15 protein-coding genes and 1 pseudogene are annotated in these 16,462 nt (G+C 36.3%); 4 read left to right on the top strand and 12 right to left on the bottom strand.

The annotated features are described in order from the left end of the window. The first annotated feature begins 111 nt into the window (after positions 1-111). On the top strand, positions 112-681 hold the full coding sequence (locus tag ABN236_RS12720) for a HutD/Ves family protein (RefSeq protein ID WP_349474139.1): 570 nt from the start codon (positions 112-114) through the stop codon (positions 679-681). A gap of 56 nt (positions 682-737) precedes the next feature. On the opposite strand, the gene ABN236_RS12725 is transcribed toward ABN236_RS12720, so the two are convergent. After that, positions 738-1,349: a LysE family translocator gene (locus tag ABN236_RS12725; protein WP_165123369.1), complete on the bottom strand. Its 612-nt coding sequence runs from the start codon at positions 1,347-1,349 to the stop codon at positions 738-740. 161 nt (positions 1,350-1,510) lie between these two features. Between ABN236_RS12725 and ABN236_RS12730 the strand changes: the two genes are divergently transcribed. Then, positions 1,511-1,975 carry an Lrp/AsnC family transcriptional regulator gene (locus ABN236_RS12730; protein WP_023582027.1) on the top strand — a complete coding sequence of 155 codons (465 nt, stop codon included), beginning with the start codon at positions 1,511-1,513 and terminating at the stop codon, positions 1,973-1,975. A 253-nt stretch (positions 1,976-2,228) separates the two neighbouring features. Here ABN236_RS12730 and bla read toward each other — a convergent pair whose 3' ends face one another. After that, entirely contained in the window at positions 2,229-3,125 is an 897-nt protein-coding gene (gene bla / locus ABN236_RS12735; RefSeq protein ID WP_349474239.1) for a class A beta-lactamase, read from the bottom strand. Positions 3,126-3,296: 171 nt separating this feature from the next. On the opposite strand from bla, the gene ABN236_RS12740 reads away from it, so the two are divergent. Continuing rightward, a complete protein-coding gene (locus ABN236_RS12740; RefSeq protein ID WP_088496026.1) occupies positions 3,297-4,175 on the top strand; it encodes a LysR substrate-binding domain-containing protein in 879 nt (292 codons plus the stop codon). Between the two features lie 69 nt (positions 4,176-4,244). Here the strand turns inward: ABN236_RS12740 and lhgD are convergent, their stop codons facing one another. The 10 genes and pseudogenes from lhgD to ABN236_RS12790 all read right to left on the bottom strand — a co-directional run bounded on the left by lhgD (position 4,245) and on the right by ABN236_RS12790 (position 13,621). Next, positions 4,245-5,447: an L-2-hydroxyglutarate dehydrogenase gene (gene lhgD / locus ABN236_RS12745; protein WP_349474140.1), complete on the bottom strand. Its 1,203-nt coding sequence runs from the start codon at positions 5,445-5,447 to the stop codon at positions 4,245-4,247. 15 nt (positions 5,448-5,462) lie between these two features. Continuing rightward, positions 5,463-6,176: a FadR/GntR family transcriptional regulator gene (locus ABN236_RS12750; protein WP_088495416.1), complete on the bottom strand. Its 714-nt coding sequence runs from the start codon at positions 6,174-6,176 to the stop codon at positions 5,463-5,465. Then, a complete protein-coding gene (locus ABN236_RS12755) occupies positions 6,177-8,144 on the bottom strand; it encodes a TRAP transporter permease (RefSeq protein WP_349474141.1) in 1,968 nt (655 codons plus the stop codon). A gap of 12 nt (positions 8,145-8,156) precedes the next feature. Then, positions 8,157-9,191 carry a TAXI family TRAP transporter solute-binding subunit gene (locus tag ABN236_RS12760; protein WP_088495417.1) on the bottom strand — a complete coding sequence of 345 codons (1,035 nt, stop codon included), beginning with the start codon at positions 9,189-9,191 and terminating at the stop codon, positions 8,157-8,159. Positions 9,192-9,606: 415 nt separating this feature from the next. Further along, positions 9,607-10,119: a DedA family protein gene (locus ABN236_RS12765; protein WP_194950603.1), complete on the bottom strand. Its 513-nt coding sequence runs from the start codon at positions 10,117-10,119 to the stop codon at positions 9,607-9,609. A 248-nt stretch (positions 10,120-10,367) separates the two neighbouring features. Then, positions 10,368-11,009: pseudogene (locus ABN236_RS12770) on the bottom strand (energy-coupling factor ABC transporter ATP-binding protein); the annotation flags it as partial. Beyond that, positions 10,993-11,838: an energy-coupling factor ABC transporter ATP-binding protein gene (locus ABN236_RS12775; protein WP_349474142.1), complete on the bottom strand. Its 846-nt coding sequence runs from the start codon at positions 11,836-11,838 to the stop codon at positions 10,993-10,995. The gene ABN236_RS12775 and the pseudogene ABN236_RS12770, both read right to left, overlap by 17 nt. After that, the gene (locus ABN236_RS12780; RefSeq protein ID WP_349474143.1) at positions 11,829-12,533 is read right to left on the bottom strand and encodes an energy-coupling factor transporter transmembrane component T; all 705 of its coding nucleotides are present in this window, start codon (positions 12,531-12,533) and stop codon (positions 11,829-11,831) included. The genes ABN236_RS12775 and ABN236_RS12780 overlap by 10 nt, the downstream gene beginning before the upstream one ends. A gap of 2 nt (positions 12,534-12,535) precedes the next feature. Then, positions 12,536-13,117: an ECF transporter S component gene (locus ABN236_RS12785; RefSeq protein WP_098942621.1), complete on the bottom strand. Its 582-nt coding sequence runs from the start codon at positions 13,115-13,117 to the stop codon at positions 12,536-12,538. 75 nt (positions 13,118-13,192) lie between these two features. Beyond that, complete coding sequence (locus tag ABN236_RS12790) at positions 13,193-13,621, bottom strand: PPC domain-containing DNA-binding protein (protein ID WP_349474144.1); 429 nt, start codon at positions 13,619-13,621, stop codon at positions 13,193-13,195. Between the two features lie 301 nt (positions 13,622-13,922). On the opposite strand from ABN236_RS12790, the gene ABN236_RS12795 reads away from it, so the two are divergent. After that, positions 13,923-16,418, top strand: a complete 2,496-nt coding sequence (locus ABN236_RS12795; protein WP_349474145.1) for a sel1 repeat family protein — start codon at positions 13,923-13,925, stop codon at positions 16,416-16,418. Positions 16,419-16,462: the final 44 nt, after the last annotated feature.

A 16,462-nucleotide genomic window follows, 5' to 3' on the forward strand; every position in this document is an offset into this window, starting at 1 on the left:
ACGTCAGCGCACATTTTTAAAAGTTAGCTATTGATTTATTGACGGTAATCTCCAATGATTAATCCTTAACCTCATTATCAGACTGATAGCCAGATATTGCAGGAGGATACAATGAAGCTACGTTGTTTTGATCAACAAGAGTTACCGTTTATATCGTGGAATAATCAAAAAGGTACAACGCAAGAAATTGTGTGTTGGCCGGTTAATAATGATTTTTCATGGCGAGCGTGTTTAACCTTCATCGAAGAGAATAGCTCATTAGGACAATTTCCTGACATTGATCGGCAAATGGTGCTATTAGAAGGTAATGGCATCAATTTAAATAGCCCCGGTTTTCTTAGTCATTCCGTTACAGACTCTTATCAGCCTTTTGATTTTTCAGGTGATATCCATGTTCAATCTGAACTTATTAAAGGCAGCGTAAAATGCTTAAATATTATGGTGCGTCGGACGTGCTGGAAAGCAGAAACGACCTTAGTAACACGGCCACTTATTTTGCCTAGTTCTCATGCAGGATTAATTTATGTCACTCAAGGTGAATGGACTTTAATGGGCGCAACTTGTCAGAGTTTATCAAAAGGACAGGGAGCGTGGTGGTTGCCTGATATTCGAGAAGGTGAAATAAGACCGTTAACCGCAAATTGCCAATTATTATGGGCAGATATTCGACCACTTAAATAGAGGCATTTTTGTGGTCAAATACTGACTAGAATAATAAATAGTGCTTAGGATTAAGGCTAATTTAAAGCCAAATTAATAGCCGCAAAAGTGAGTAATCCACCTGCAATGCCATCGTTATAGCGGCGACGTTTTTCACTTAAACCGCCTTTTAAGCCAATATAAGCAAAAAAGGTGCCTAGCAGACCATAAATAATTAAGCAAGTCGTGATAAATATCCCAGATAACAGCAATGATTGTGTTGCTACATCATTATGATTATCAATAAAGTTTGGTAAAATAGCGAGATAAACGAGTAGTCCTTTAGGATTAAGAAAACTGGTTAAAAAACCTTTACGAAATAGATGTGAGGTTTTTGAGGCATCTAGGGCTAATTGACCTTTTTTGCAGGCAGATATCAACATCTTGACTGCAAGATAACTGATATAGAACACACCAACCCATTTGAGTAAATGAAATAAAATGGGTGATGCTGATACTAAGGCGGCAAGCCCTAACGCACTCAGTAATGCATGGGTTAAATAGCCTGATATAACGCCAGTATTGGCAATCCATGCTGATTTCATACCGCCTGATAGTCCTTGGGATGAGATAAAAAGAATATCGGGCCCAGGTGTGCAGATAAGCGGTAAAACAGTCAGTGCGAATAATAATAAAGTGTTAAATTCCATCTTTTCACCTGATAGAGATAGTTTAAGAGAAATATCGTTTTTGCTGTGAAATTTAGCGGAAAGATTATATGATGTTTTCGAAAAAATCGGGTTGCTTTGTTGCTAACAAAAAGAATTAATTGGCAATAAAATTCCACAAATAGAATTAAGGTTAATCTTTGATGTCAATAAAATTAGATAAGATAGATAAACATATTTTGCAGGTGCTTCAGCGTGATGGCAAAATCCAGAACATTGAGCTGGCAAAAGAGGTTGGACTCTCACCTTCTCCTTGTCTTCGTCGTGTGCGTTTACTCGAAGAATCTGGTGTGATCACTCGTTATGTTGCTGTATTAGATGGTAGTAAGGTTGATGCAGGGTTATCTTTATTTGCAAGAATTTGGTTTAGAGCGCAAGATGCTGAAACTATTGAAGAATTTGTAAAAGCTATCAAGGTGTTACCTGAAGTGGTTGAATGTCATTTAATGGCTGGCGAATGTGATGCTCTTATTCGCATCGTTACTAAAGATTTAGCAACGTATCGTCGTTTTCATGCCGATTATTTAACACAAATTCCAAGCATCCAAAGTATAAAAACAGAAGTACCAATGGAAACGGTAAAAGTGAGTTTTGCTTTACCACTTTAATTTTCTAAACATTTAGGTTTGGTTAATTTTAAATCATCACACGATATTTTTAATAGAGAAAGCCTCTAGTTAATTTGAACTGTCCAATAAACTGGGGTCAGTTCAAATTTAACGGAGGCTTTTTTATTACACTCTAATTGTTTATCTGTATGTTATTTCACTGATATTATTTTGTGTATGGATGTAATAATAGAGCCAATTAATAGCTCTATTATTCTATTTAATTTTTTATCTAGATTATCAATAAAGAAATTTATTTTGTTTGAGGTGAATTAGATATCTCTTTTGTTACAATTTCAGCTGCTTTAGCAATAATATCTTTACGATATTTTGCATCTTGTTCTTGTTGTGTGAAATAAACGACTAAAATTAATGGCGCATGGTTTTCAGGCCAAATAACGGCAATATCGTTAGTTGTACCATAATCACCACTACCGGTTTTATCCCCAACAACCCAGTGTTTCGGTAAACCCGCTTTAATACTGTTATCACCCGTTGTATTACCTTTTAACCAAGTAACAAGTTGTTGACGCTGAGATTGACCTAGTGCATCGCCTAATGTCAGTGCTTGAAGACTTTTAGCCATCGCAATTGGAGAAGTAGTATCACGAGGATCACCATGAATTGCTGTATTTAATTCAGGCTCTTTACGATCAAGGCGATAAGTGACATCATTAATTGAACGTGCAAATTGAGTGACTTTGGCTGGGCCGCCTAAATAATCTAATATCTTATTCATTGCTGTATTATCGCTATATTGCAATGTAGCCGCACTTAATTCAGCCAGTGTCATTCCTGTTGTTAAATGTTTTTCTGTAATAGGGCTGTAAGCAACTAAGTCAGATTTTTTAATCGTAATATTCTTATCTAATAATCCGGCTTGTTTTTCACTCGCTTTTAAAACGGCTGCAACCGCCATAACCTTACTTGTACTTGCCATCGCAAAGCGTTCTTCACCACGGTATGTTATTTGTGAGTTATCTTCGGTGTTGATTAATGCCACGCCTAAACGACCTTGGCTATATTTTTCCAGCGTAATTAATTGCTCTTCAATTGTATTATTGTTGTCAGCCCATAGCATTGGAGATGCTAATAGAGATATTAATGAAACTGCGATCGCTGCTGTTTGGCGAAATGTTGTTTTAAACATGGTCATTGTTGCTCATATTAAGTTAATAAAGAAAATCTCAATATAAATAGACAGTTATTGGGTAGATATAGAGCCGTTTATTTATAAGGTGCAATATCCTATTTAATTGATTTATTGACAATCGATAATAAATCACCTTAGCTTATAGAAAATCTAATGGCTAAGAATATTATGCGAACACATCTCCCCCTAAATGCACTGCGTGCATTTGAAGCTTCAGCAAGACATCTTAATTTCACCAAAGCGGCATTAGAGCTGTATGTCACTCAAGGTGCTGTTAGCCAACAAGTGAGAATGTTAGAAGAGCGGCTTGGCGTTATTCTTTTTAAGCGCTTACCTCGAGGTTTAGAAATGACGGATGATGCTCAAATCTTATTTTCTGTATTAACAACGGCTTTTAGTGATATTGAGCGTGTATTTAAACAATTTGAACGCGGTGAATATCGCGATGTTGTTTCAATTGCAGCTGTCGGTACATTTGCGGTGGGGTGGTTATTACCTAGGTTGGCCGAATTTAGGCAGTTATATCCAAGAATAGAAGTGAATTTAAGAACAAATAATAATGTGGTCAATTTGGCTACTGAAGGATTAGATTTTGCTATTCGATTTGGTGAAGGTTTATGGCCATTAACTCATAACAAAGCATTATTTTCTGCACCATTAACGGTATTGTGTTCATCGGGTACGGCGAAACGTTTACAACATCCAACTGATCTAATAAATGAAAACTTGTATCGCTCTTATCGAGAAGATGAGTGGTTACAATGGTTTGAAAAAGCAAATATGTCGCCTATAAAAATAACGGGCTCTATTTTTGACTCTTCACGCTTAATGATTGAAAGCGCTATTTATGAAGGAGGAGTTGCATTAGCACCAGCAAAAATGTTTTCAAGAGAAATTGAAAATGGTCAGTTAGTGCAACCCTTTAAAATAGAAGTTGAAATGGGAAAATATTGGCTAACATATTTAAAGTCAAAGCCAATGACAGCATCAATGGAAATATTTCAGCAATGGTTAATGAGTGAAGCGCTAAAAGAATGCAGTGAGTGATATAAAAATAAATAGCACTGATTAATTTCAATGCTATTTGTTATTTTTACTCGAAGTATATTTTTTCAATTACAAAGAAAAATGCTCTTTTACTATTTCTCTGCCTATTTCAATAGACGCAGTTGCCGCAGGTGATGGGGCATTACAAACATGCAGTGAACGTTTACCTTTTACAAAATGGAAATCATCTACTAATTTCCCTTCACGAGTTAATGCTTGGGCTCGAACACCAGCAGGACCCGGATGAATATCTGCTTCACGTAAATCAGGAATGAGTTTTTGCGCATTCGCGGTAAATAATTTACGTGAATATGAGCGGCGAAGCTCTGCCATTCCTTCACCTAAATAATTTCCAGCAATTTTCCAAAATCCTTTATAAGTGAGAACTTCGGCGAGATCTTTTAAGTTAATGTCGCTTTTTTTATAACCTTCTCGCTTAAACGCTAATACCGCATTAGGTCCAACGTCACGATGCCCGTTATACATGCGTGTAAAGTGTACACCTAAGAAAGGAAAATCAGGATTAGGAACAGGGTAGATCAAATGATTTACTAAGTAGTTTTTATTAGCATTAAGCATAAAATATTCACCACGGAATGGGACTATTTTCATACCTGTATCATAACCTGCCATTTTAGCAATACGATCACTAAATAAACCGGCACAATTAATTAACCATTTGCCTGTAAATTGATTATTGGATGTTGTCACAGTGACAGTATCATCGGTTTCATTAATTGCTGTAACCGCTTGTCCAAATGCAAACTCACCGCCACGAGATTGAATAATTTCAACGTGTTTTGCTGCAATTTCAGGGTAATTCACAATACCTGCATCGGGAACTAACAAGGCAGCAATACCATTGACATAAGGCTCTCTGACTTTAAGCTCAGCTTCAGTCATTTTGATTACTTCAAGCCCGTTTTCAATGCCTCGTTGATAGATATTTTCTAATGCTTGTAACTCTTTTTCATTGGTAGCAACAATGACTTTACCACAACGATCATAATAGAGATTATGTTGTTGGCAAAACGCATACGTTGTGATGTTGCCTTGTTTTGCCAGCCTAGCTTTGAGGCTCCCTGGTGTGTAATAAATACCTGAATGAACAACATTACTGTTATGCCCACTTTGGTGAACAGCAGGGCCAGATTCTTTATCAATCACTAGTAATTTCAGCTCAGGTTGACTCTCTTGTAGTGCACTTGCAACCCCTAATCCGACTAATCCCGCACCAATAATAATCACGTCATAAGTCATAATATTATCCATTTTATAAATTTTAAATTAACAGGGTTCTTGTTGTAAGCGCTTTAATTTGCCACGCACATTGGTTAAATGAAGACGCATTCTATGGCTTGTCTCATCGTGATCTTGTTGACGTATTGACTCAAGAATTGCCTCATGTTCTGCAATTACTCGTTCAATTTCAGTATCTCGTCCTTTGTTTTTACTTAACGAATACATTAATACACCAAGGTAGAGTTCATGTAAGTTATCTAAGATCCGGACAAAAAAGGGATTATGTGAGGCAACCATAATCGAACGATGAAATTGATAATCTTCTTTATGACCAATGCTTTTGTTTTGCCTTGTTGCCAAAACAAAAGCGTCGTGGGCGTTTTCGATAGCGCGTAATTCTTCTGGTGTTCGACGTAAAGCGGCAATAGCTGCCGCTTCATGTTCAATGACCTCACGCATTTCAAGCAGCGAATCTATCTCTTCAGGGCAAGCAATTTCCATAACTAATGGCTCATATTTACTGAGTATAGAATGGTCAATGACACGGCGACCGCCCCCTTGGCGTGAAGTTACAATGCCACTGGCTTCTAAGACACCTAATGCTTCTCTGATGGGGACTCGACTGACGCCAAAGGCGTCAGCAAGTACATTTTCAGAGGGTAACTTTTCACCAATAGGGTAAGTCCCGTTACTAATATTTTGCTTTATCTGCTCAAGAATTTGATGCGACGCTTTTTGGCGTGAGATCTTTTGTATCATCTAGTTTTCTCCAGATGCATGCCCCATATTGGCTAATTGCTTTTTAGACCGTAATAAATGGAATGCACCGGTTAATAGGATCAAGGCGACACCTAAAAGGTCGGTATATAAGCCCGGTTTAATCATTAGAATTGCCGCTGCTGCAAATGCAATACGCTCAAACCACGTTGTTTTAATCATCCAGAAGTTTGCCGTTGCGATACTTAGTGCATAAATTCCGATTAATGCACTAATAATCATTAATCCAATAGAAAGTACACCTAAATTATCACCTTGCATCAATAAAGCAGGGTTATAAACTAAAATAAACGGAATGATAAACCCGGGAAGTGCTAAACGAACTGCATCCCATGATGTCTGCATTGGATCAGCTCTTGCAATACTCGCTGCGGTATAACTTGCTAATGCCACTGGTGGTGTAATATTGGATAAAGCACCAAACCAGAAAACAAAGAAGTGAGCAGCTAAAGGCATTACACCTGCTTTAATTAAGATAGGTGACACTGTAACGGCTACAACAATATATAATGCCGTTGAAGGTAAACCCATACTTAATACAATACACACCAGCATAACGACTAATAAGATCATCCATAATGTATTATCTGTCATTGAGACAATATTAAATGCTAATGTCGCACCAATACCTGTCATCGTAACAACACAGATAATGACGCCTATGGCAGCACAAGCGACAGTGACTTGAACAGATCCACGAGCAGCCTCAGCCAAGGCATCAGCCACTTTAGTTAATGTCATACGGACTGATTTATCAGGCGTGATCCAACTTGCAGCAATAATGGTTAAAATACCTAGGAAACCTGCATAAATAGGTGTTTTACCTACTAATAAGGTGCCAATAACAATAACTAAAGGCAGTAATAATAAACCACGCGCTTTTAATACCGCTTTAACTTGTGGGATATTCTCTTTACTTAAACCTTTTAATCCTTGTTTTTTAGCTTCGATATCAATCGCCATAATTAATGCTGCGTAATACAACAACGCTGGAATAATCGCGGCAATAACAATCGTGGTATAAGAAATGCCCAAAAAGCCCGCCATAATAAATGCAGCAGCACCCATAATAGGTGGCATTATCATACCGCCCGTTGATGCAGTTGCTTCTACGGCACCCGCAAAGCGAGGTGTTAATCCAATGCTTTTCATCAAAGGAATGGTAAAAGTACCGGTTGTTGCTACGTTGGCGACAGCACTTCCACTTAATGAACCCGTTAATGCAGATGAAATAACAGCAACTTGAGCAGGACCACCACGGCGACGACCCGCAAGAGCAAGTGCTAAGTCATTAAATAGCGCCGTTGCACCACTCACACTTAAGAACGAGCCAAAAAGAATAAAGACAACAATTGCTGTTGAGGCTGTTGAAAGAGTGATCCCAAAAATACCTTCACTGGTCATAAATAAACGGTATAACAATCTTTCTACAGAGAATCCTGCATGACCGAAAATACCCATAAAATACTGACCAAATAAAGCATAGATAATGGCAAAAGTGGCAAGTCCTGGAATAAAGTAGCCAGTGGTTCTTCTTGCTGCTTCAAACAGTACAATAATTCCTAATATGGCCATGACATAATCAGTCGTATTAGGAATACTTTTTCTCACAACATGAAGGTCAACATAATTAAAGAAAAAATAGCCATAACTGATTAATGTTAAAGCAATAAAAAGATAATCCCATCCATTAAATTTAGGCGTTGAAAAACGCTTAGAGAATGGAAACAAAATAAAACCTAAAATTAAAATACCGCTAAGAAAAATTGTATTACGATAAAACTCTTGAGTATTTGATAATGCGTTGGAATAAATAGCATAAAGCGAAATTAATATTGCAAGAGTCGTGGTAATTTTCAGGTAAATACCTGCAAGTTGGCGATTGCCGGAGCTTGCTTCTTTATCTAATGCAGGTGGCTCTACCGGAGTTAGGTGGTCATTGTTAGTCATAACTCACTCCTGTTATTTATTATTAGTCTGCGTTTGAGCTTCTGGTGGAATAAGATAATCAGGGATCTCTAGTCCGATTTCTTTGTAGTAGCGGTAAGCCCCTAAATGTAATGGTACAGAAACGCCTTTTAATGCATTTTCTGTGGTGATGTACTTGGCTGCACTATGAACTTGATGAACTTCAGGCAGGTTCTCAAACATAGTTTTTGTCAGCTCATAAACTAAATCATTATCAATGCTGGTTGTGGTCATTAAGATATTAGGTTGAGCAATAGTATTGACCATTTCAGTTTGACGAGGGTAGGTGTTGGCGGGTATTTCAAATCGAAACCATGAATTTGCCACATGATTGATATCATCAAGTTGCTTATCGGTGACTTCGAGTAATTTTGCACTGACACCACTTGCGTACATATCCGTTACCGCAGAAGCTGGGACGCCAGCAGGTAATGCGCCACCATCAAGGCGACCATCTCGCATAGCAGAAACCGTATCTCCATAGCCAAGGTATTCTGGAGTGATATCTTTCTTAGTTAAATTAACGCCTTTAAGAATAATAATTGTAGATTGTTCGGTACCGCTGGCTTGAGGGCCAACAGAAAAACTTGTTGCACGAATATCGTCTAATGTGCCTGTTTTCACTTTGTTATTCATCAATACAAAGTGTTCGACATTCGGCCATAACATAGAAATTGAGCGTAGATTTTTTTCTGGTTTACCTTCAAAGTTACGCACACCTTCGTAGGCTTCTACGGCTAAAAGGCTTTGTAATATTGAAAGTTGAGCTTCATTCTTCTGCATTAAATAGATATTTTCTATTGAGCCAGCAGAAGATTGTCCGGTTACTTGAACGCCTCTATCCTTAAGATGCGTACTCCATACGTTTGCTAAACCCACTCCCATCGGATAATACGTTCCTCCTGTTGAAGCGGTTGCTACAGAGAGAAATTGTTTATTCGCATTCTCTTTTTTGCCGATTACTGCTAATGAGACAACAGCAATAACAGCAACAATACCGATGGCAAGCTTTGTTTTTCTTATTCTCATGATGTTGTTCCTGTACATAAAAACGCAGGTGAATGTTTCACACCAACTTGTATACAACATGACAACTTTTATAGAAATAAGGAACGTTAAGAAATTGTGAAGTAGCGTAATGAAATTAAAACAAGAAAATAACAATTTGTGATCAACATAGTAATTATGCAATTTTTAATCATAATTATGGTGATAGTGATAAAAGGCAAAAGAAAATATCAATAACTTGTTAGAGAAACGATAAAACGAGCTAAAAAACAACCTATTTATCGATAATAAAAAATAAAATGAAAAAAACAGAGGGTCAGAAAATCGTTAAATAATTCGATGAAAAAGAGGGTAAATAGACCATTTTTAGTGTTAAGAGGATAAATAAAGGTTAGCAATAAAGTTTGGTAGTAAAGCTTAGTCGTAATTAAAACGCTTATAAGGCAATGGAAAGCACACCTGTTGCAATCAGTACAAACATAGCTGACCAAATTAATGCGGAAATAGCACTGGTAATATAAATGCCGTATGTGGGTAGTTTTAATAGACCGGCACTAAACGGTGTTAAATAACGAAATACAGCGAGGAATCGAGAGATAAATAAAATATAGTGAGTCTTATTTTTTAATAACTGCTGAACTCGATTAATTTTTGATTGATAACGCTTAACCCATGCTTTAAGTCGAGGAAATCGATAGATAGAGCGGCCTAATTCATAGCTAATAATCGAGCCTAATAGAGCGCCACAACTGGTTGCTAGCCAAAGAAAAATAGGAGAATAAAGAGGCAAACAGGCACCAAAAATAAAGATCAACATTAAAGATGCAGGAGGTAAGAATGAAGAAATACCAATAGTCGATTTTCCAGCTGTGATTAATGTAATGGAGAGAAAAAGCGTAATGGGAGATAAATGACTCAAAGAGTCTAATAGAGTGTGAATAATTTCCATTTTATTATCTCCAGCAACAAAATAAACAACAACAAACGCGAATAATAGAGAGATAAGCCTTAAGATTATTATGGGTTAATTTTATGATTTTTATTCATTTCAACTAACATTTTAGCCCATTCAATGGGGGAGTTTTTAGTTGGTAATTTTAGTTTTTGGCTTAATGAGTATAGCGTAGGTGCAGGTATATCTGAAAGGGATTGCAGTGTTGAGCTCATTAATACCTTTTCAGGTGCGCCATCAGCAATTAATTTACCTGAAGATAAATGGATAACTCGCTGAAAATGTCGTGCAGTGAAGTCCAGATCATGGCTAATAGCAAGAACAGATGTCCCTAATGTTTTTTGTACTTGAAGCCAATTCTCAAAACAAGCCAGCCAATGTGCATCAAAATCGCGAGTAGGTTCATCAAGCAGTAATATTTTAGGGGATAGAATACTTAAACTGGCGACGGCAACCATTCTGCGTTGACCTGCATGTAAATCTAAAGGATGAACATCAGCGACATCACTTAAACCACAAAGCATTAATGTTTCATCTAAACGTTTTTTAATCTCATCTTTAGAAAACTTGCGTTGTTTCAGACCAAAAGCGACCTCTTTTTCTACTGTATTATGAAATATTTGTCGTTCAGGCTCTTGAAATAATACACCAATATATTGGGCTCGTTGCTCAGCTTTCATTTGAGCTAATGATTGATTATTGAGTTTTACCTCACCTTCATTGGGTGTTAATAACCCCGCAATTAAACGTAATAAGGTTGATTTACCCGCGCCATTATCACCAACGAGCGTTATCCACTCACCTTGATTTAACGTTAAAGATAATTGAGAAATACAGGATGGAACATCTTCACTCCAACGATAAGACACTTTATCCAGCTGTAGCATAAAACTCCTTAAAAGCCTTAAGTAAAGCTTTATCGTTATTTACAATATTTGTGTTCCAATAATGGTTTTCAACTAACCAATTTAAAGCTTGCCATGAATCAGGGGCATTAATTGTTGAAAATAAGAAAGGAAATATATCTTCTAAGACGCCTGTTGCTTTTGTTTTTCCTGCTTCTAACAATAAAAATTGTTCACTAAGCGTTATTGCAGGTAATAAGCTACGTTCAAAAATAATCACACTACATTTATGTTCTTTTGAATATTGTTTTATACGCTGTTGTAATTGTTGTGTTGCATTAGGGGTTAAACGACTGAATGCTTCATCAAGTAATAATAATTTTGGGTGCATGGCAAGGGCACTTGCAATCACAACTCGCTGAGCTTCTCCACCTGAAAGTGTAGAAGGGTGACGAAAACGTAAACTGTCGCATTGTGTTAATCCCATTGCTTCTTTTACACGAAATCGCACTTCATTATCGCTTAACCCTAAATTTTCAGGACCAAAAGCAATCTCTTGTTCTACAGTAAAAGCACAGCCTGAGAGCTGTAGTTGGGGGGATTGTTGAACGAGTTGTCTTCCGGGGGCTAGCGACACTAATCGGCTTTTATCTAGAGCAATATTTTGTACAATTCCCAAGCCTTGTACTGAACCTGTTAATAAATCGGGATACCAACCTGCTAGTAATTGGGCAAGAAGACTTTTTCCACTGCCATTTCCTCCCAAAACAACAAGCCACTCTCCTTGTTTTAATTGCAAATCAATAGGGCCGATAATCGGTTGCTCATCGCCTTTAGGGGTAAAACTAAATTGCTGAAGACTTAGTACCATAGCCAAATAGCCCCTTCAACAAAGATAAGCAGTAAAATAAAATGGCGTAACATCTCTTGTAGTGGAGTATCGGCAGGAGGAGAAAGCGTAGTACGTTTTGCAATAATACGAAATCCTCGCATATCTAATGCGGCACTACGAATAGTTAAGTCACTTAATACATGGCTAATAAGTGGTAGGATAATGGCAGGTAATGTTATTAGACGTTGCCAAAATGAACCATCAAGAGGTACACCTCGCGCTAATTGTGCTTCTCTTATATTGTGTAATTGTTGGCGTAATTGTTCTACAAGTAACAAAGGTCCTGCTAATAAATAGGAAAGGCTCATAGGTAGACGGCTAGCAAATAAGGCTCTGATAAATTGTTCGGTTGAAGTGTACTGCAACCACAATTGAGCGCCGCTTATTATTGCTAATAATCTTAGCCATAGCGTTATTGCCATAGTTTGTTTACTGGTATCTAAAATGCCACCTGTTAACCAATACGCAAGCCAACCGCTATGAACTAACCATAAGCCTATTGCCATTGGGATCATCAACCATGCAATAAAGCGCCAACGCCAGCGAGAGTCTTTCCAAAGTAATAAGCTAATAAAAGTACCACTGCTGATAATCAGCAGTGGTAAGCTTAATGATAAAAAAAGCACACTAGCACTTAGCCAAAGCCATAATACCAGTGAGGTGAAGGGATGCATTATTAGCGAACCTTAGCCATTGCAGGGAAATTACGTTGTGTTCTTTGTGGTAATTGACGTACTAATAACCAAGCAATAATTGCTGATAATATTTTATCGGCGAGATTGGCACCTAATACAGTAATTGCAACAGATTCAATAAGCCCTTCACCAACAGCATGAAAATAAGCGACAAAGAAATCTGCGCCACTTCCAGTTGCACCACCAAATAAATAAGTACGAATTGGAACAGCGACAATCATCAACGCTAAAGTAATGACAACGCCTGAGCCAATAACGCGAATTAAAGAGCGAAAACCACCTGCACGCGCTAATAAACCTGCACTTAATCCTATCATCATGGCAACGGGTGCAAATGCGGCGGCCATTGGACCACTAATTAATCCCCATAATAGATTGGTTAATAATCCAGTAAATAATGCAACCCACGGACCACCTAATAATGCACAGATAAGTGTACCAATAGAGTCTAAAAAGATAGGAAGTTTGACCATTGAGGTGATTTGACCACCGATCATATTTATTGCAATAGAAACAACAATGAGCACAAGAGTACGGCTCGAAATTTGAGGAGTTGTAGACATAGTTTAAAAACCTTTACAAAGGATAGTTACTATTGGTTTTATTATTTTGCGTCAATAACGCTTTTGATAAAAAGGCTATTTACGCGGTGTGATGACCAACTCCTCATAACCAGAGTGCTCACAAGGCTGACGGCTAAAAGTCACTTGCTCTAACTCACCAATAACGAGCTCTAGCGTCGTGCGCACTGTACAGCCTGGCATCATATGTCCACCACACATTAATCCATTTTCATCTGAAACCGCTAAATGCAAATGTTCACCTTGGTCATCTAACGTTCCAATCAGTGAAACAATTTCAAATTTACCTGTAAGATAGCGATTTTCTTCGCGACCTGCAAAACGTAATACCACATCTGTTAAACTCCCCACACAACTTGCAATAAATGCCGATTTCAGATTTTGTTCTTTAATAATCTGCCGTAATGCCATAATCACATCCTCGTTAGGGAGAAGGCGAAGTGCAATAAATCGGGCATGAGAAGAAAGATGAGGTGATTGTAGCATGGGGTTATCCTAAAGATTAAATAAGGCAACGATTTGAATTTATTAGCCAATTAGATATTAATCGATATTCACTAAGTCTAGAATATCTCTTCTTCATTATTCACGGAATATGTTAAATAGGGAATAGACAGCCTACGCATTTTTAATGAAAAAGTGTTTGCTACATAAAGAATTGGTAAGTTATCGATTGACTGGTGTAAATAGAAAAATGACACTTAAGTTAAATAAATCAGAATCCATCATTATTGATCTATAGCGGTTGATTATTTAAAAGTAAATTATGTAACGTAAAAGGATAATTATGTCTCGTAAAATGAAAAATATACTTATACTTATTTCATTAATTGTTGTTGTTTTAGGTTTATATTTCAAAAAAGATAAAATTGAACCGGTGTCAGATGAAGCTAGCAGAAATGCAGAATATGCATTAATACCTATCGATGGCGATCACTCTTTAGCAGAAAAAAAGGCAACACTTGAAGAGTTAGAAAAACTAGCTAAGACAGGAAATAAAGAAGCTATATATCAATATTTAAATAATCCAGATTCCCCTAAGAGATCACTAAAAACAGAAGCTCTTATAAAGCCTTTTATTGAAAGCAAAGATCCTAAAATGATGTATTTAAAATATACATTAATAAGAGAAGATATTAATCTACTTCTTGATGCGGCAAATGCAAATTATCCGGATGCGGTATATCTTCTTTATCAAATTTATAATGGTGATAAAGAGGGCGATCTTCTCAGAAAAGATGCCTTATTAGCTAAAGTATATTTAACGTTATCGGCAGATTTGGATCATCATGATGGATTAATTAAAAAAATTGAGGATTTAACTCAAAATAATAGCAATAATTCACCATACTTTAGTGAAACACTTAAAAAATATATAGATAAGCTTTTAGAAAAATATCCTGATTCTTATCAAGCGATGCTAACCGTTGCTAATGTTTATTCAAATCCCAAAAGTAGCTTTTATGATCCTGATAAAGCCTTTGAGCTAGTAAGTTCAGCTTATAAAATACAACCGTCTCCAGAAAGTAAACTAAGCCTTGCGAAGCTATATGCTAATGGTGAGGGAACGGTACAAGATTTGAAAAAAGTGGTTAATTTATTACAAGAAAATATCAGAGATAATAAATTATTAGATGAGAGCCAACATCTATTAGTCAGGATCTATTTTGAGTTTGATGTTTCAGAATATATCGCAAAAGAGTACATCGTTGATATTTTAAAAGAGAGTGTGAATAAAAATAAAGCTAACACATTTAATCAAGATTATCGCCTCGCACACTATTTTGCCGATATACTTTTAGAACAAGATGCCATTAAAAATAAAGAATATGCTTTTTCATTGTATAAAAAAGCAAGTTATTACACTTATGCAGCTTATCTTCATCAAGCCATTGCAATTATGAAATATAAAAATAGGATAAATAATGATGTTTTTATTTATGTAATTAAAGCGCTGGATGATGATTTGGAAAGCGGGGTGCTTACTAAAAAAGAGCGAACAGAAGGTTATGATCTTCTTTTGAAATATGGAATGAATTCGCCAAGAGTAATTGATTTTATCGTTGAACGTTCTTTGTTTGACGAGGAAGTTAGAACGCAAGTTCAACCCTTATTAAATAAAAATATAAATCTAGCATTTAAATATACAATAAGAAATATTATTTATGAAAATTCTGCTAAAAATCTTAATGAAGAAAAATTAAGAAAATATTATAAAGATATTTTTAAATTGGCTGAATTAGGTTCTACTGAAGCAATGCAATTTATTGTCACAACAAGATATGTTGATGAAAATATGCCTGGAAGGCTTTATCATGATCATAACTTTGATAATTTAACCAATATTACCACTAAAGAACGTTTTGCTTGGCGTCATAAATGTGCAAATTTGGGGAATAATATTTGCTTAAAAGATTTATCCTTAATTTATCAAGAAGGTAAAGAAGGCATTCAAAAAGATGCAGTAAAAGCACAAGAATATGAAAAGCGTATTAGTATTGATTTATCTAGCCCTGAATTAGAATTGTATGAAATAGTGACAAGAACCCGAGAGGGAAGAGATAATGATCTTAATCGTTTAATGAAACAAGAAGAGAGCGATAAGAAACTACTTGAATTAGCAAGGTTTTACTCTTATGAAAATCGCCAAAAAAGTTTTACTTATGCTGAAAAAGCCTATGATTTAGGAAATAAAAAAGCGAGCAAATATCTTTATAATTACTATATGGAAAACATTTGCGAAGATAAAGATAATATCAATAAAGCGGCGAACTATTTTAAAGAATGGATAGAAACAGAAAAACCTCGTAGTAACGAATTTACCTATAATAGCACTAGAATAATTGCTGACTATTATTTAGAGGCACCTTGCTTAGTTGAGCAAAACTTAGATAAAGCCATTGAGTGGTATCAATTATCTTTAGATTACCCATTCGGTATAGATAATCGCATCTATACCGAATTAAATAAAATATACTCCAATGGGCTGGATAGTGTAAGTCAAGATCCTGCAGTAAATATATATGTTTCTACATTAAAAAATCATAATGACTATATTGTAGATATGAATGTTCGATTAGGAAAAATGAGCTTCGCGGAGCCTTCTTTCTCAAAACTCTATGAAGCATATCTGTTTAAAGGTGATGCTAAAGAAGCATACTATTATGGTTTATTAATGAATAGAGATGTGAGTAACGTCGCTATGTTCTATTCTTTATCAGAGAGTGAGCGCAAAAACATTGAAACTCGCGTCACTGAATATTTAAATCAAAATAAACAGTAGCGCTATATTAGAACGCCCTCAATAGTATTTAATATTATTGGGGG

Source organism: Proteus sp. fly-1013 (assembly GCF_040140245.1).
In the GTDB taxonomy this organism is placed as follows: Bacteria; Pseudomonadota; Gammaproteobacteria; order Enterobacterales; family Enterobacteriaceae; genus Proteus; species Proteus mirabilis_B.